Raw genomic sequence first — 17,908 nt, forward strand, 5'->3', positions numbered from 1 at the left:
TGAAACCATTTTTCAAGCAAAGGAGGAAACTGATTTGAAAAGAATAGCTGTTGAACAACCGTATGAAGATGTCGCAGCAGCCCTTCAAGCTAAAGGGTATGAAACGAAGATGTTCAACACGGATGAGGATGTCAAAGGCTATGATATCGGTGTAGTCCGTGCGATTAACGAAGGAAATACACATGAATTCAATTTTCCTGTTGTCTCCATGAGAGGCATGTCCCTTGAAGATGCAGTGGAAGCCGTTGACCAGAAGGCAAGACTTATGGAGTAAAAAAGAATCCGTGGCGGTTGCCGCGGATTCTTCTTCTTTCTTCAAGTGCCGCAGAACGTCTGATAAGGAGTCGTCGATTTGGACGGTGCCGTGTATTCGGCTTGTTCTTCGGTGTGCGCGTATGGGTCAGCAAGCACATCCAATAAATTCTCCATCACACCGAAATCACCTTCAATCGCCGCATCCAATGCTTCTTCCACCCTGTGATTACGCGGAATTACGGATGGGTTATTTTCCATCATCAGTTTTTTCGATTCTTCTTCCGATTGGTGTTGCCTTGACAGTCTCCCTTGCCAACGGTCAAGCCATTCGTCAAATCCTGATGCTTTGCACATCGGCAACTCTTCAAGCGCATCGAGTGTCAGTGCACGGAATGTATTTGTATAGTCGGCACGATTATTTTTCATCAATTGCAAGAGATCCTTTGCAAGCTGGACGTCCTGTTCTTCCTCATTGAAAAAGCCAAGCTTGTTTCTCATTCCGGACAACCAATGTATATGGTAAAGCTTGCCGAATCGAGAAAGTTCCTGTTCCGCAATCCCGATTGCCTCTTCCTTATCATCATGCAATAGGGGCAAAAGTGTTTCCGCGAATCGGGCAAGATTCCATTCGGCAATGCCGGGTTGATTGCCGTAGGCGTAGCGGCCTTGCCTGTCAATCGAACTGAATACAGTTGCCGGATCGTACACATCCATGAACGCGCAAGGCCCGTAATCGATAGTTTCACCACTGATTGTCATATTATCCGTATTCATGACTCCGTGGATGAAACCGACAAGCTGCCATTTGGCAATCAACGACGCTTGGCGCTCAATAACCCTTCGAAGCAGCGAAGCATACGGATTTGCTTCAACTGACACTTCCGGGAAATGGCGCTCGATTGCGTAATCCGCAAGAGTTCGTAAATCCTCAGGAACTTGCCGCGCCGCCGCATATTGAAACGTTCCGACGCGCAGATGACTTGAAGCCACCCGAGTCAAAATAGCACCTTCAAGCAACTCTTCCCTTTGGATCATTTCACCAGTCACAGTGACTGATAGGCTACGGGTCGTCGGAATTTTCAGGGCGTGCATCGCCTCACTGATAATAAATTCGCGCAGCATCGGTCCAAGCGCCGCCCGACCATCGCCACCGCGGGAAAACGGCGTGATCCCCGATCCTTTCAGTTGAATATCCACCCTTTTTCCGGCAGGCGTAATATGCTCACCTAACAAAACGGCCCGTCCGTCCCCAAGCATTGTAAAGTGTCCGAACTGATGCCCTGCATAGGCTTGGGCAATCGGCTTTGCACCCTCAGGTATAAGGTTTCCTGCAAAAACATCCCTACCTTCTTCACCTTCCAAGGCCTCTTCGTTCAATCCAAGTTCAGCGGCTAAAGGGTAATTCAAAATCACCAATTCTGGTGATGGCGAGTGTTCGGGCAAAGTCTCCGCGTAAAACGTATTGGGTAGTCGGGTGTAGCTGTTGTCGAAATTCCATCCTACGAAATCTGATTTTGTCATGATTCCCACTTCCTTTTTAAGCTTCCTTATGAATAAGTATACCCCGCATTTGCAATATCAAAGAAATAAGTGAACGAAAAAATCCACCCAAACGAAAATTCCGTTCAAGGATGGACTGTCACTTCTATATTTTCTTCTTCTCCCGTTAAATCCAACGGGGTCTTCGACGTGTATTCTGATTTCTAAGAGTCTTATCAACATCTTCAGAACGGCGTGTATGGTTACTCACAAGTCCATTCCTACGGGGATCCTGCGACATGATTTCGTCCATCCCCGATGGATTTGCTTTACCCATCACCTTTCGAATCTCATCTTCAAAAAAGAGCGACATGCCCAAACCTCCTTTCCCGTTGTGTGGAAAAAGGAATCGTCAAAGCCCAAAAACTCTCTGCCTCCACGCATATCCTCCCTCGTCTTAATTTACGCTATTTCTTAGTCGAGATAGGAGTTAAGTGCACAATTGATAATAAAAAATTCATCGATACATTTTTCACATTTCCATCAAGACCGTCACAATAATACCCACAAGTATTCCAACAAATATGGTAGCCCCAAATAATAACACCCGCTTCAATCCCTCACCCTTTCGCCATGTCTTTTATCCAATGTATTAAAAAGTCCGGCCAAACATGTATCCAAGCTCTATCTCAGCCCTTGGACTTACTGTAAAATCAATCATGCGACTGGTAGATATTTCATAAATATAAGCTAAAATTAAAGAAAAGGGACAAAGGGGAGAAAATTTGTGAATAAACTATTATGGATTGCCCTAACGGCGGGATTACTTGTCATTCTCGGCATATACGGATATAACAAATGGACGGCGAGTGCTGCGGGTGACGAGATTTCGATTCCAAAAGACAGTGCGGAATCTCTAAAAGTGGATATTGACTTCGGGGTAGGCAACCTGCTCATCCATGGCGGTTCTTCAGATTGGGTCAGTGGAGAGTTTACGTATAATCATAAAAAGCTTGAACCCAAAGTGAGCTATAAAAACCGAAAGAATGTAGGTCATGTAGCAGTTAAGCAAGGTTCATACACAATGTTCGGCTTCAATAAACGGAAATCCACTAAAAACGATTGGGATCTCCAACTGAATAATGATATTCCGATTGACTTGAATGTCGACATGGGCGTTTCGGATTCCACTCTAAATTTGAAAGGCATCCAACTTAACAGCCTTGTAATTGATAGTGGCGTCAGTAATTCCACCATCGACCTTAGCGGTGATTGGAAAAAAGGCTTTCGTGCCAATGTAGATTTGGGTGTTGGAGATGTGACATTCATCCTCCCGAAAGATACGGGTGTCCGACTAACAGTTAGTAAGGGGCTTGGTACATTGGGTATGAAAGACCTTATCAAACAAAGCGATGGAACTTATGTAAATGAAGCTTACGGGAAGTCGGACGTCGTCATCGATATTTCCGTGAATTTCGGTGTTGGGGATGTCGAATTCAAAATTGCAGACTGAATAAAACAGCGTCTACGGAAATTTACGTAGACGCTGTTTTCATTAGTACAACAAAATGTTATAAGATATATGTAGAAAGAAAAAAGGAGAGTGCTTTAATGAAAACGATTGGAAAAATAAATACCAATTATATCTATTCCGCAAATGACACCGTCCCACGCGAATTTCCGAAGTATACAACGCAACTTATGAATCTGGCGAATAGCAATGGGCAAGGGACCCGTCCAAGCGTTGTTGGACCGATGGCAACCTATTTCCAAGAGTTTTTGGAAGAAGTGCCGGCACCTTCTATTGAAGATTGGGAAGAGTGGTATACGACTCGTGAACCGGAGGCAAAAGAACGCGCGAAAGCAAGGATTCTTCCTCAAATCGAACGGTTAAAAGAGGCAATTCAGTTAATCGATGATTCCTTAGTCGATACATGGTTGGATGATTTATTGATAGATAAGACGTACAACGGCCTCTATGTACAAAAAGCAATCATCCAAAAGGTCAGTGAACATTTCAATGTCCCTTATGCGGTTTCCTCTGCAGCAGACGAAAGCAAAGGAATTGATGGATATATTGGAGGAACGCCGATTTCCATTAAACCTGACACATACGAGAACTTGACAAAGTTAAAAGAGCAGATCGACGTTCCAATTGTTACGTATAAGGTGAATAAAAGCAGTAGAAACATTGAAGTATTTATTCCTTTGGATTTAGATCCTCATAAGTGACTGTAACAAATTCATCTTCAAGGTAAATATCATTAATGAGCGATAATTTAATATTCACTTCTTGGCGTGTTTTCACTTTTGTATTTAGATGATCATTTTCATACCATTTATCCTTACCAAGCTCTAATTGCTGTTCGATAAATTCTGAGTGCCGTTGGAATCGTTTAACAACAATGTCATTCAGCTGATTCTTGAGCAGCAATGCATTACCTTTAACCGTTTCAGCAAGGAGTGGATCAATTTCTACTCCATAGCTGTTACGCTCCGTACACATTGCAGCAAACATGGATGTACCAGTTCCGACAAATGGGTCAAGAATCGTGTCGCCTTTCATCGAATACATGTTTATGAGGCGATAAGCAAGTTCGAATGGATAGGCGGCACTTCTTTCGCGCCCACTTGCGATGTTTTTAAACTTTTGAGATTTCCCCTGGAACTCCCATAAATCGGAGAACCATTGGTTTCGTTCCTCCCAAAAAAATGCACTTTCCTGCCGAATAGCTTTTTCATTATTTTTAAATACACGTTTTCCGCCTTTACGGAAAATCAGTATATATTCATGTTCGTAAGTAACATAAGCACCGGAAGGCAGCATACCTGAACCCATGAATTTGTTTGGAGCATTTGTAGTCTTTCTCCAAATGATATCTGGCAATACGGAGTATCCCATGGAAACGAATTTCTCTATAATTTTCGAGTGGTTGGAGTACATTTGGAAATGTCCATCAATTGTCCTCGTTGCATCCCCGATATTAATACAAACGAAGCCATGATTCGCTACTTTTTTATCTACTTCTTCCCAAATATCGTTTAAAACGTCATGCATGAGATTGAATGCTTTATATGGATCAGTCATTAAATGCTCTTCGATTTCCGGTTTTTGCTTCATGAATATTTCATCCCACATCTCGATCATCGGATATGGAGGGGATGTTATAACCAATGAAACAGACCCATCAGGTATTTCTTGTAAGTTGGCAGCATCTTTGTTTAAAATACAATGCTTTGTCTTGTTCATTTGTATATCATCCTATTCTAAGTAATATCGCTTCCCATTATACCGAAAATGCGTTCGCACTGCAATAGCACGTATGGGGACTTATCCTATGAATAGGTAGAAGGGGAAAAAGGATACTTTTTATGGAGATAAATTACAGGACTTTAAACATCCGGCGAGTTGAAGAATCCGTATGGTTTAGGTATACTAAAGGTAGCTAACGTATATAGTAAAAAAGACCGTACGATGCTGCAACATTGAACGGTCAATAATAGCAATAGGTCCCTCAGGGGATCGGCAGTTATTAGTGGAAAATAATCCATCCTAAATGAGCCTCTAACTCAAGGATGGATTATTTTTTTTGGTTTGATGACAATAAAGCTACGATTAACGCTGCGAATGTAAAGATGAGCATTAGTGTTTCGAATACTGTCATACCCGACCACCTCCCTTCACGGGAAATGGCCGATCATCCTTGGGGCGCCTATTGTTTTTCTATTTTACCACACATATGTTCGCTTTCAAAGCTTTATAACCGAACAATTTGGACAACCCGACATTTGATTAAACCGGAATCCCCTTTACTCGAACATCTTCCGCCATTCGAATATAAAAAGCTTGTTTTGTCTATTGAGACAAAACAAGCTTTTTCAAATTCTATACCGTTAACCGGCACTTGTACCAATTGCTGGATCCAAACGTCTATTTTCGACATCTTTTTTGATTGTCGGAATGAGGAGACGATCGATGCCAAAGTAAGCCGCACTTTTCGCCATGAGTAAAAGAAGTACGGTGACGAACAACAAAGTAGGATTTACACTAATTGTTCCTGCCCAAAGAAAATTCAAATTCATAAAGCCGCCAGCTACCAAAGCCGGTATCGTTAATGCACCTAAAATGAGGCCCAATCCAATAAGTAATTCTCCCCATGCAACAAGGAAGCTAAATAGTCCAGAGTTCGGAAGGGCTACAGTTTCAAGAAACGAAGCATACCATCCTTGTACAACTGCATTTTCTCCTTGCGATTTCGCGATGGCTCCCTGTATAAATCCACTTGCATCAAACCCTGTCGATACTTTTCCAAAACCAGCTTTCAACCACTGAACACCTAACCAAACGCGTAATACCGTGAGCAATGCAGCAACTATTTTATTCTCAAAAATTTGCTTCATGTCAATTCCTCCTATGTGATGTTTTATTGGGTTATAACCTTTTGTTACTCCTACTATAACGCGGAAGAATAGGGCTAACAACTCATTTGTGAATGTTTTCACAAAGTAGACACGAAGCTTTGTCATGTTTGTGAATATCTTCACAAAGTCATTCATTTCATTCAAAAGTGCTTACTGGCGGGCAGGTGTTCATACCAACACAAAAAACCGAATGAGTGATGGATTCAGCTCATTCGGATGAAAATTTTTCTTTGGCTTTCGGCCCGCCGTCTAACTGTCTACGCTTAATGATGAAGGTTACCCCTCATCCTCCAAGACCCGCTACGGGCGAATGGCTAATTCTTACCTGGCGGGAATCCCACCCGCTATATGCTGCAACCTTGCTCGGCCGCTCAACCTGGCACCTTCACTCAATTAAAACGGAATCCCCTTAACCCGAACATCTTCCGCCATACGAATATAATTTTTTAAATACTCCGCAGCATCAGGATGCTCGTACACCTCTTCAGGCTTCATCCAATACAAAGCCGCCATCTCATCAGCACTTACCGGATACGGTTCACCACTGAATTCTTCGCATAAGAAAATGACATTTACCACCGGCTCCCACTGATCCGTCACGAAGCTTGTACTATGCACATAACGTGGTCGCCCTTCAATGACAATACCGACTTCCTCCTCGACTTCACGTGCAATTGTGCGCTCTAAAATGTCTGATGAAGCCCCTTCAAGCTCAACTTTTCCTCCAATTAGTGCTAATCCGCTTGGGGCGTGGTCTTCCTTTTCACTGCGTTTACAGATTAGGTAATGGTTGTTTTTGTAGATGGCTGCTTCTGTGTTGATGATGAACATGTTTAATCGCTCCCACTTTACTGAGTATTTTAGTATTTCTATTCCTCATAACCGAGTGGACAATCCCCTTTAAATTATGCTTTAAACCTTAAACCGGTCTACCTTATTATCCCGGCAACCCAAATGAAAATGCCAGGTATTTGCAAATTGAGAGCAAGGTACCTGGCAAATGGTATTAAACTTAAAACGGTACAGCAGATAATTCCTGTGATATATATGTTAATAAATCTATATCATATTCGTTATAATTGTTACGAAGTTTCCCACCATCCCAATGCGATCGAAAAACTTTCTCAACGACTATTGAAGCACCGCCTTGGGCATATTGTTCCAACCGACGGCGTGCTTTATTTGTAAATTCCTTATCTATAAAACCCTCCATGTTCCTTCCCAAATCAGGATCATTTAGGATAATCGAATAAGCAATACTTCGTTGATCATGGGTTAGGTAGTTTGATCTGAACTCTCTTCCCCTGCCGGAGAAATCTTCAGATCGGTTATGCTTTGCACCAATTGATGCAAATAATATGAAAAGCTCGTGATACGGATACTTAAATGCCTCATTGAAATAAGCGTAGATATCCTCATAGGCTTTGCTTGTGTAAAGAAGTGATTGTTCACTTAAAAAGTCCATATATACACTTACCCCCTTGTTGCCATAGTTTGATTTATTTCAATTTCAACAATTTCCGAATGATACAATTGGATCTGATCCAGTCTGTACCACTTGCCGAGTTTTTCTGTTGTTTTAAAAACTTTTTCTTCTTGATATGTCAATTCAGTATCTGTCAGCAATAGAATCCATTGGGATGTCAGATCCGGAAGATTGCTAATTAAGTGATCACGATTATTCCCACTTATCCTACCGAAAGGAGCATCCATGAATAACGGAAATGATACTTTTCTTTCTTCGCCGCCAGCAATTTTAGCTAACGCTGTAATGAATGATAATGCTACAATTTGTCGTTGGCCTTGGGAGATATCTTGTGTAATTTCCGTGTTATCCCAGCCAATAATGCTTATTTCAAACTTATCATTGATTTCAATTCGCTTAACTAAATCTCTATCTTTATGATCAATTAACATTTTGAAAATCTCAGTTGTTTGGTCTTTTAACTTCTCTCGCATTTGTACGCTGAACTCTTCGGAAATAATCCCCAAATCTTGTTTCAGTTCATTGATGAATGACAACACTTTCGAATCGAATCTCAAGCTGTCATTGTCCCGCATCATGCGTTCCAATTCTTTTTGGTAAACTACTTTTCTGCTTTCGTCTTCTTTGATTTCCTTCTTCAATTCAAATATTTCAGTTTGAAGGTTTTGTGCTATTTCTTTATTCTTCTTAATCGTCATCTCATAATTCGCCATATCTTGTTGGGAGCGGGCCTTCTCCCCCAATTTATCATTAATGTCAGAAACGGATGCTTTTGTCTCGTCGCGTTTAATCCGAATTTCTCTTAGTTCCTTGAGTAGCTCATAAATATCTTCTTTTGAAGAGTCGTACTCACTTTCTGCAGCACTAATAACATTTTTCAACGCGCTTGTAAATGTTCCTTGAATTGAACGTTTGTAGTTTTCTTTTAAAGACTTCACATGATTTAAGTTGTTTAAATGGGCACTCAAATCATTGTTACAACAAGCACAAACATTATTTTGCAAGGATAAATCAAGAACTTCAATAGGAACGACACTCTCTTGTTTTGACGTGCTTTGTGTCAGGTAGTTATTTGCAATGCTAAAATTGTCACGAAGTAATAACTTAGGAGCATTTTGAACTAACATGTTTTTTACTTCACGTTTTTTATCGCTTAATCGTCCTTCATAACTAGATAAGATTTCTTCCTCTTTCTTTAAGTAAAACTGGAGATTTTTTATATCTTCATTTTTTGATAATTTTTCTTCCATGTCCAGAATCTCTTCGTTACAAAGTCTAAGATTCTCCTCTTTTTTATCCTGTATAATTGTTTTGGATGATAAATTGCTATCGATATCGTCTATTTCCTTGCTCTTTTTTTCAATATCAAGATTCTTGGATTCCTCAACAATTTTTTTATTCTGCTTTGAATAAAGTCTCTGTAATACATCAGAGGATTTCTCAATATTCTCAATCTGTAATAATTTAAAAATCGCCGTTTTTACTTCCTGTTTTACTTTTGAATCTGTTTTGGCTAATGTATCAATTTTCTCAGCATCGAATAAGAAGAAGTCTTTAATTTCCTCATTTAATACTTTATTTATTTCTATTTCTACTTTTTGTTTATCGGTTATTGGCTGTGGGGAGAAATTTCCTCTTTCATCTGTGGAATACAGTTCAATTCCATCTTCTCGCTCAACTATATCGGAAGCGTTTTTGACACCCTTTAAACAGCGTCTAATTTCATAATTTTTTCCTTTGTCACTAAGCTTTATTTTGACGTATGCTTCAACTGGTTGTCTTTCATTTTCTTGCAAAGCTAATAGGTTAACTAAATGGATAACATCATTTTTATTGTCTTGTTGTATATATGCACTGCCGTATAAACCAAACATGAGAGCCCGGAAAATTCCAGTCTTCCCTTTTCCGTTATCACCAAAAAAGATAGTGATATTTTTTTCACCCTCTGCAAATTTCAATATCTGCTTTCCATAGAATTGTCTAAAGTTAAGCAATTCAATCTCATGGAGTATCATCATTACTCCCCCTCTTTAATAATTTGTCTAACCTCATCCAACACCATATCCTCAATTACTGTAACTGGCTTCCCTTTTTCAATCTCATTCATTAATAAATGCAAGATATATCTTTTATCCTCGTGCAGCACATTAATTTTGTTGTTCAGTTCACTATTCATATTCATCCTAAACACTCCCTCTCATTTCTTCGTAAACTTCCCAAGGTAACTTATCCATGAGATGTCCTAAATAATGCGGTTCCAATTCTTGTCTAACGGTATGCCTCGCTTCATATCGATTGATGGCGTATAAAGAAAACTCGGAAAACCTCGGAAGTTCTTTTGATGCAATGGTCTCAAAAATGTTGTCCTGCGCACTTTTGGGCAGAACGATAAAATCGATTATTTCCGCCATTGCCTTTCCCGGGTATGTTCTTAACACCCTGCCCCGACGTTGGATAAACTCTCTTGGATTAGATGTGCTAGAAAGGAAGTACGCTGTTCTCGTACTAGGAACATCCACCCCTTCATCCAAGCACTTTATGGCGACGAGAACTTGTATGATACCTTTTGCAAAAGAATCCAAGATGTTGAAGCGGTCCTTGTTAGGTATTGTCGAATCAAATTGATGGACACGTAGACCTTGCTTAGAAAGCATGGAAGTAATCTCCTCTACTTGCCCAGGCGCGCAGTAAACGAGCGAGTGGGATATCGTATCAATTCCTATATCCACCAACATAGAAAGCAACATGTCTTTCTTCTGGTTGGCTCGGCCAATAATAAGGCTTCTCTCTCTTTGGAGTCTTTCTATTACATCTCGAAAATCCTCATCAGAGTTATATAGAAAGATTATTCTATTTGTAAGACGTTCATATTTTTCCAGTTCTTCTTCATCTAAGTCAACTATGGCAGGCTTATATTTGTACTCCGTCAATGCTTTGTTTTGAATTGCTTCTTGCATTGTGTACTCATATACGGTTCCACCAAAGAATTTTTGGACATAGAAACTTCCCTCATCATCCCACCATCTGTCAGGAGTTGCGGATAACCCAATTTTAGATTCCAAGTTAGTTAATTTATTTTCCCTCAAATTTTTCACACCAAAATTATGGCATTCATCAGCAATCAACATAGCATTCTTACTTAAATTATCGATAAGGTCATTAAAATGAGCGCTGCCCGCTGTACGGTACGTAGTTATAATCGTATGGGAATCCGATAACCCTGCATTAAAATCTCGAATCTCCGTATGCAGCTTATTGATCCATGACTTTCGATTGCCATAACATAATGTAATTTGGGGGATATCAAACTTATCACATTCGGCTTTCCATTGTTCAACTAAGTGAACGTAAGGAACAATAATGACTAAAAACAATCTACTTTTTTCCTTTTTATATGCATTTGCTATTAAAAGGCTTGTTATTGTCTTTCCCGTCCCTGTGGCCATCTCTAATATTCCAGACCAGTTATTTTGCTTAATTATATTAATAGCCTTTTCTTGGTATTCTCTTGGTTTAGGTGTGACTATTTTGGGTGCTGGCATTGAATCTTTTCTATACTCTAGTAATTTTTTTTGTACCATTTCGGGAAATGGAATTACAGATAAGCCATCAGTTTTATTTAACCATAATCTATCAAAATCCAATGCCATATCGTAAATTCTATGACTATCAATCTCATTTTGAAAAACGTCAATTTTTTCAAAGTTATTTTTCACGCCGCCTATAGTTTCATTTGCAGAACCAGAAAATGCGACAATATTCTCATGTTCATCATAGAAGAGACCAAACTTCTCATGATAAAGACCCCCATTGTCTGTATATGCTATTTTGAATTCAATCTGTTTTTTATAAATAAGCCAAGCTAAAATATTTAGCGTATCGTCAGTAAGTGTTGTAAATGAAATTTCAATTTCCCTAAGAAGCGCCCTACTTACAACATCTTCTCTCGCTGCATACCCTTTTCGAATTGCATGCAAATCCTCCTCATTGAAGTGAGGATTGGCAATAATTCGTACCTTGCCCCCATTCAATAAAAAATGCTCCATTCCTTGCGCCAATACACTCAAACTACCACTAGAAAAATAACCCGCTGCTCTGTCGAATCTAATACTGTTTTTTAGACAAGGTTCATAAAAGTCTTTATATAATTGATATTGATCTGTCCTATATTTAAAAGCTAAATTAATCTTATCTAAACCCATCTAATTCGCTCCCTTTAAAAGACATCCAGCCCAGTTCATCGATAGTGAACAAATCGCTGTCCCTTAACATGATTGGTAACTGAGAAGTACTTCGAACTAATCCTGTTTCTATGATGAATTCCAAGCACTTGGACTGGTGAATTGCACCGCCATCATTCAGAAGAGTGTATACCAGCTCATCTAATGAACTGATGTTGGAACTAGATTTCACTAAAATTAGTTTATCGTATCGATAATCTCCATTAGCCCTTACATTCTTATAGCCTAACTCCAATCCAATGGTATGAATTAAATTATACGTCCACATATAGTTAATAATTGGAAGCTTTCTTCTATAGCCAAGAAGATTATTGATTACAAGGTACTCCCGATCTTTGAATTCCTTTTCCAAAAATGCTTGAACTGCTTCAAGAACAGACGATTCAAGCAACAACTTATCTCGTCTCAATAGATCCTCCGTATCAATTGGGACATATAATCTTTTTTGCAAGACTAAAGATGTTAATTGTCCGATCGATGCCAGCGAATAGCCTAATTCTCCAAGGAAATCACTTATTTCTTGCCTCGAAGTCACTTCAGTGAATCGAGAAAGAAGTGCTTCTTCTGCAGAAGTAATTTTAGAATCTTCACGATAAAGAAATACGGTATGTCCTTTAATTTCGGGAAACAACTTTTTCAACAAATTCCCGAGTACATAATCGCTGTTGATTTCATGTTTATTAAGAAAAATAGACATGGAAGTATCAAACTGAAACTCAGTATATAGCTTTACAGATGTTGAATAACCTTCATACATGAATGCGTCTAAAAATTTTCTCATCTCAATTAGCTCGGAACCGTCAAAATCAAACGAATTCATCAACTTCACAATTCCATCATCCCATTGAATAAATTTATGAGACTTCGATATTAATAAATCCAATTTATATTGCTTCCACTTTAAATTTTCTGCTATTTTATCCCGCGTAGTTTCATTTTTGTTTTTTTCTAAATATGTTTCAAGAATATCCTCAATAGACCTCTTTTCAGTACCTTGTTTATAGATATTTAACGTATTGCCTTTTCCAATTTCAAAATCGTCTTCAAAAAGATATTTTACAAGTGAGTAGAGATGTAATTTACTGTACACTCCAATTTGATTTACGGAATCCTCAAACTGAAGAAAGACTTGTTCGATATTAATTTGGTCCTGTTCACTTAAGGCGCCTACAATATAATTGTAAATCTCATCCCATAAACTATCTTCTAGAATTGTTTGGTCGACCTTTTTATATGTCTTAGGATCGACCAAAATTACATTTTCAAGATCCCGAATTCTAGAATCTATATTTCGAAAAGATCCTTCAAACTTTTCTCCAAAAAGATCTTTGGCAATATAATTTAATTTTTTCATCCCTTCCTCGTCTATCAAGATTGGTTCTTTAAGATAGTCTTCAAAGATGATTTCTAATTTCTTGGTAATCGTAATTCTCGAGCCGCTAATAAACTTGCCATATTTCTTATAACCCAGCATGGTTAGTGTCAATTTTACAATTTCCTCCAAGAACTCCTCATTTCTACTATTAGAAATAATTCTTTGAATAACCGCTTGAAAATCTTCAAATAAAACCAGTCCATTTACCCAATCGGAATTAGAAAAAACCTTTTCCAATAGTGCACTCTCCTCCGGAGTGAAGTATTGCTTTAGCCGCGGGTAGTAAATTAGACCTCCAGGTATTTTGTTTAATATTTCGAGCAAAAATTGATTATTCCCTGACAGATAATTCTTAACTCTGTCCTCCGCAATACCGAATTTACAGGATTTCAAGAGCAGTATTGTCTGCGGGTAGCCAATGGTGCGTACTTGCTCCATAATTTTCATTTCTGCTTTTACCACAATTTGGCGTACTCTTTCTCGAGTAACACCCATGATGTTACCGATTACCTCAAACGTTTTCGATGGGTCGGCACGATATGTAAAGGCAGTCAATTCGTTTTCATTTAATGCGACCTTTAACGTATTTGCTATAGTGTCCAATGATTGTATAGGCATTAAGCGTGATAGGAAAACTTTTCTCTTTTCTTGCGCAAGACAATTCACTTCACTTATATTCATTTGTTTAATATCTAATGGTGTATCTGTTAAATCAACATTCAAAACTTCGGCTACCGCTTCTATTGACAAACTTTCAAGTACGTTATATATCTGATGTGTTCTAATGTCCATTTTAAGAAGTGCTTCTTCTTCACTGTCAAATGTTTTTGCTATCATAACGGTAATATCTAATAGTCCATTTACCTTAGAAATTAAAGAATGTCGGATGCTGCGGTAATACGTTAATTCAAATGTGCTGATTACCTCCTTGTTCAGCTCAAATAATCCTATATACCCATTAGCATTGCAAAAGTCCAGAAGTCTATTGAATTTCCTATCGCTCAAAAAATCTTTTATCAACAAAGGAGTATGAACTTTTATGGTAGATAGCGGAAACGGTTTTCTACTTTCTGTAACAATTTGACTCCTATCATCATTGCTTTGATAATCCATTTCTTTATTAAATAGAAATCCTGCAGCTATGAACGCATTAATGACTGAACTTAAATCTATACTCTTATTCAAATGAATAAAACCTTCCAATGGAACTAAGTGAAAAAACGTATCATCTTTTACATCAAATTTGGCGATAAAACCACCTAAACCTAATAAATCAAAGTTTACTTCTTTAAAGAGCTTGCCGGGCACTGTCGATATAATCCAATGCGAGTACTTATTTGATATACGGGGGAAGTAATTATGATTAGCTTCCGCAGTCACACGTATCCCCCTCAATGTTAATTCCTCTATACAAAGGAAGAAACCACCCCTGTTACTTATGTATAGATCCCTTAATTCTTTTAACGGATCTTGACTCTTAACCAATTCCATAATTTGAGGACTTTGAATAGCCTCTATCTCAGTAATATGAAGAGGATAGACCAGTGCAGTATTCATATTAATCATCACCCAATCTCTAATTTTCTTATCAAAAATTAAAGCACGTCTATCCTTAGGATACCTGATTCTGTAAATAGATCAATTACTATTTTAACAGTTGAAAAAATTCCGATATATCTTTTATACCATGTTGGATAAAAAAAGGGCTGTTCAATTAGTTGAACAGTCCTTTTTACTGTGAAGTAAGTTTTATTCCTTAATTAGATAATGATATAGCTTTCCCTCAACAGCTTGCTCCATCACCATGTTCATATGAACGACGGGAAGGTCTCTGCTGTTTTTATCCTTCATTCTGTCCTCTTCTACACTTGCCTTATCAGGAAACCCCTTACCCAAGTAGTAGAAATCCGTACCTTCATCATCATCTTTTTTAATGAAAATATGAATGTCATAGCCTTGTTCATCGGCATGAATAACCCGCTGAACTTCTTGGGATTGGATTGTTCTGTTGCTACGGGTATACCACTTGAAAAGTTCAGGGCTAAGGAATTCGTCTCCATAATCGACACTTGACTCCACATTGTCATGTTTGTGATAGGTTACAAAGATAGGACAGGTACCGTGTTTCGGTTTATACCCATACATTGTTGAACTCTCATCAGCATCCCAATTCAAAAGTTTACAAGCGTCTTTTCTTGAATACTTTTCATACAAAGTAAGGGGCCTATCACATTGATAACGTTCCGATCTTGCCTTTGCACTCTTAACCACATCATTAACCAAACTTAAGAAGTACGGATTATCCTTGATACTTCTTTGGATTAAATCATTAAACCGATATCCATTGTTATCATCAAATTCAATAATTGAAAGGTCACCATATTTCTTTTTATTATTCTGTGTGAAGAATGACAAATTGAAAATCCGTTGTACGGATATAATTGTGTCGCTGTCTACGCGACAACCACGGGCTGACAAGTGTTCTAAATACTCATCTTTAGAAAGATGTTCATTGTTTATTAACAACTCTAACAAGATAACCTCATGCTTTCTCTTTCCATTTAGAATTTCCATGGAGAGCATTGTTAGCACTTTGTCCTCGTAGATAGTCAGAGTTGGCGTATCCTCCCTCATTTTCAAAAGGAATTGGTAGTAATTAGAATGTTTTTCTGCAATTACTACAGGGTCAATTGAATGGTTCTCTATATAATCGATTAAATAGGGAATGCGCCCAATTTTATTTTTCAGTTCAAAATAAGCATCCCTTAGAATCTTTAATGCCGTTAGATTACTACTATTAATCGAACTAAAGATTCTTTTCTTAGCAATCTCTTCAAAGTTAACCGTTGAAACCCCTTTAATAAAACTCGTGTCCTTTGTTCGACGACGGATATTGTCTTTATTTAATGAACGATCTCCAGAAAGAGCAATAGGAATCAGATAGTTATTTGTGTAGTTACCTATGAAATCAATAATTGTCACATAATCTTTGGATGCATGTTTCCGCAAACCTCTACCCAATTGTTGTATGAAGATAATACTGGACTGGGTCTGTCTCAGCATTACTACCTGATTAATACTTGGAATATCAATTCCTTCGTTAAATATATCAACAGTAAGAATATAATCTAACAACCCATTTTCCAATTGGGTCACTCGGCGTTCCCGCTCTTGCTGCGAATCATCACCCGTTAATGCTACTGTTCGAAGTCCACGTGCATTTAATACATTGGAGAGTTTTTCTGCCTCGTCTTTTCTGCTGCAGAACATTAATCCCTTAAGTGAATTTCCGGAATACCCGTAATAAGTAATCTTATCAATGAGATGGCTAACCCTTTCTTCAGTAACTAATTTTGAAAGAACAGTAGTATCATCGATTACTTCTCCATCTACCTCAATATCTGTCACACCGAAATAATGAAATGGACAAAGCATATCCTCTTCAAGTGCTTCTTGAAGACGTATTTCATAAGCTACATTGTAATTAAAAAGCTCATAGATGTTAAAGTCATCTGTCCGTTCAGGAGTAGCTGTCATTCCCATTAAAAACTTTGGTTTGAAGTATTCTATTACTCTTAAATAGGATGCTGCCCCAGCTTTATGTACTTCATCAATAAGGATATAATCAAAATCCTCAGGATCAAACATCTGTAGGTTTTCTGGTTTTGATAATGTTTGGATGCTTGCAAAGACGTATCTTTTATCCAATTCTTTGCTCGATCCAACGTACATTCCAAATTCCTCTTCTATTCCACCGAGTATCCTCTTGAAGTCTTCTTTAGCCTTTTTCAATATTTGTTCTCTGTGAACGATAAAAAGCATTCTTTTTGGTTGATAAGACCTTACATCAAATGCAGATAAATAAGTCTTTCCAGTCCCGGTAGCCGAGATTACTAATCCTCTTTCATTTCCTGCATCTCGAACAGCTTGGATCTGAGTTAAAGCGGCTATTTGCATTTTATTCGGGGTGATTTCCAATGCCTCTTTAATCGCATTGGGGTTATAATTCGATGGCATTTCAATAACTTGCTCCGCCAAACTAGTATCGACATTCTTTTCATACTCTTTTTCATAGTTATTAATCCAGTCTTCCGTTAATAAAAATGAGTCCTTCCAAACATCCTCAAACTGGTTTTTAAAATGAGCAACTATTTCCCCGTTTTCATGTGATGTTAGTTTAACATTCCATTCATAATTGACTTTCAGTGCATGTGCAGTGAGATTTGAACTTCCGACTATCAGGGAATAATGTGTTTTTTGTTTAAAAATATACCCTTTTGAATGAAAACCTTTTAAATCAGTAAGACGAACTTCTACATTCGTTAATTTCAAAAGCTCCCTAAATACTTTGGGTTGATTAAAATATAAATAAGTAGAGGTTAATATCCTGCCACTAACCCCTTTTTCCTTAAGGTCTAAAAGTACAGATTTTAATGTTGCAAGTCCACTTTCCGTAATAAAGGCAACAGAGAATAGAAAATCTTCACTTGTTTCAAGTTCATCTTGAAGAGTATTTAGAACTGCACTGTTTTTGTCGCTATTATTAATAAGTAATTCTGGTTTAAAACTACCTAAATTACTTTCATCCTTATCAATAAAACCTTCGTGCAATGAAGCACGCAGGTTACGAACAAAACTCTCCATTAAATC

General features: G+C 38.1%; 15 protein-coding genes. 3 read left to right on the plus strand and 12 right to left on the minus strand.

Annotated elements, in window-relative coordinates; genetic code table 11:
* The first annotated feature begins 34 nt into the window (after positions 1 to 34).
* The gene (locus P5G49_RS03835) at positions 35 to 274 is read left to right on the plus strand and encodes a YkuS family protein (RefSeq protein ID WP_301242128.1); all 240 of its coding nucleotides are present in this window, start codon (positions 35 to 37) and stop codon (positions 272 to 274) included.
* Positions 275 to 315: 41 nt separating this feature from the next.
* Here the strand turns inward: P5G49_RS03835 and P5G49_RS03840 are convergent, their stop codons facing one another.
* Positions 316 to 1,776: a protein adenylyltransferase SelO gene (locus tag P5G49_RS03840; protein WP_301242129.1), complete on the minus strand. Its 1,461-nt coding sequence runs from the start codon at positions 1,774 to 1,776 to the stop codon at positions 316 to 318.
* Between the two features lie 145 nt (positions 1,777 to 1,921).
* Positions 1,922 to 2,107: a hypothetical protein gene (locus P5G49_RS03845; protein WP_301242130.1), complete on the minus strand. Its 186-nt coding sequence runs from the start codon at positions 2,105 to 2,107 to the stop codon at positions 1,922 to 1,924.
* A 414-nt stretch (positions 2,108 to 2,521) separates the two neighbouring features.
* On the opposite strand from P5G49_RS03845, the gene P5G49_RS03850 reads away from it, so the two are divergent.
* The gene (locus P5G49_RS03850) at positions 2,522 to 3,247 is read left to right on the plus strand and encodes a toast rack family protein (RefSeq protein ID WP_301242131.1); all 726 of its coding nucleotides are present in this window, start codon (positions 2,522 to 2,524) and stop codon (positions 3,245 to 3,247) included.
* Positions 3,248 to 3,345: 98 nt separating this feature from the next.
* Entirely contained in the window at positions 3,346 to 3,966 is a 621-nt protein-coding gene (locus P5G49_RS03855; RefSeq protein ID WP_301242132.1) for an MjaI family restriction endonuclease, read from the plus strand.
* On the opposite strand, the gene P5G49_RS03860 is transcribed toward P5G49_RS03855, so the two are convergent.
* The 10 genes from P5G49_RS03860 to P5G49_RS03900 form a co-directional block, all read right to left on the minus strand.
* The gene (locus P5G49_RS03860) at positions 3,935 to 4,984 is read right to left on the minus strand and encodes a DNA-methyltransferase (RefSeq protein WP_301242133.1); all 1,050 of its coding nucleotides are present in this window, start codon (positions 4,982 to 4,984) and stop codon (positions 3,935 to 3,937) included. The two genes, P5G49_RS03855 and P5G49_RS03860, sit on opposite strands and share 32 nt — an antisense overlap.
* A gap of 331 nt (positions 4,985 to 5,315) precedes the next feature.
* Positions 5,316 to 5,399 (minus strand): putative holin-like toxin, encoded by an 84-nt coding sequence (locus P5G49_RS17475; RefSeq protein ID WP_363322158.1) that lies wholly within the window; start codon positions 5,397 to 5,399, stop codon positions 5,316 to 5,318.
* Positions 5,400 to 5,628: 229 nt separating this feature from the next.
* Positions 5,629 to 6,135, minus strand: a complete 507-nt coding sequence (locus P5G49_RS03865) for a DoxX family membrane protein (protein WP_301242134.1) — start codon at positions 6,133 to 6,135, stop codon at positions 5,629 to 5,631.
* 414 nt (positions 6,136 to 6,549) lie between these two features.
* Positions 6,550 to 6,987 carry an NUDIX domain-containing protein gene (locus tag P5G49_RS03870; RefSeq protein WP_301242135.1) on the minus strand — a complete coding sequence of 146 codons (438 nt, stop codon included), beginning with the start codon at positions 6,985 to 6,987 and terminating at the stop codon, positions 6,550 to 6,552.
* 181 nt (positions 6,988 to 7,168) lie between these two features.
* Positions 7,169 to 7,621 carry a hypothetical protein gene (locus tag P5G49_RS03875; protein ID WP_301242136.1) on the minus strand — a complete coding sequence of 151 codons (453 nt, stop codon included), beginning with the start codon at positions 7,619 to 7,621 and terminating at the stop codon, positions 7,169 to 7,171.
* Positions 7,622 to 7,629: 8 nt separating this feature from the next.
* Positions 7,630 to 9,660 (minus strand): AAA family ATPase, encoded by a 2,031-nt coding sequence (locus tag P5G49_RS03880; RefSeq protein WP_301242137.1) that lies wholly within the window; start codon positions 9,658 to 9,660, stop codon positions 7,630 to 7,632.
* Positions 9,660 to 9,824, minus strand: a complete 165-nt coding sequence (locus tag P5G49_RS03885; RefSeq protein WP_301242138.1) for a hypothetical protein — start codon at positions 9,822 to 9,824, stop codon at positions 9,660 to 9,662. The genes P5G49_RS03880 and P5G49_RS03885 overlap by 1 nt, the downstream gene beginning before the upstream one ends.
* A gap of 1 nt (position 9,825) precedes the next feature.
* The gene (locus P5G49_RS03890) at positions 9,826 to 11,844 is read right to left on the minus strand and encodes a DEAD/DEAH box helicase family protein (protein WP_301242139.1); all 2,019 of its coding nucleotides are present in this window, start codon (positions 11,842 to 11,844) and stop codon (positions 9,826 to 9,828) included.
* A complete protein-coding gene (locus P5G49_RS03895) occupies positions 11,831 to 14,815 on the minus strand; it encodes a sigma factor-like helix-turn-helix DNA-binding protein (RefSeq protein WP_301242140.1) in 2,985 nt (994 codons plus the stop codon). Before P5G49_RS03895 ends, P5G49_RS03890 begins: the two co-directional genes overlap by 14 nt.
* A 192-nt stretch (positions 14,816 to 15,007) precedes the next feature.
* On the minus strand, positions 15,008 to 17,902 hold the full coding sequence (locus P5G49_RS03900) for a DEAD/DEAH box helicase (RefSeq protein ID WP_301242141.1): 2,895 nt from the start codon (positions 17,900 to 17,902) through the stop codon (positions 15,008 to 15,010).
* Positions 17,903 to 17,908 lie beyond the last annotated feature (6 nt).

The sequence above is a fragment of the Sporosarcina highlanderae genome, assembly GCF_030433715.1.
Classification (GTDB): Bacteria; Bacillota; Bacilli; order Bacillales_A; family Planococcaceae; genus Sporosarcina; species Sporosarcina highlanderae.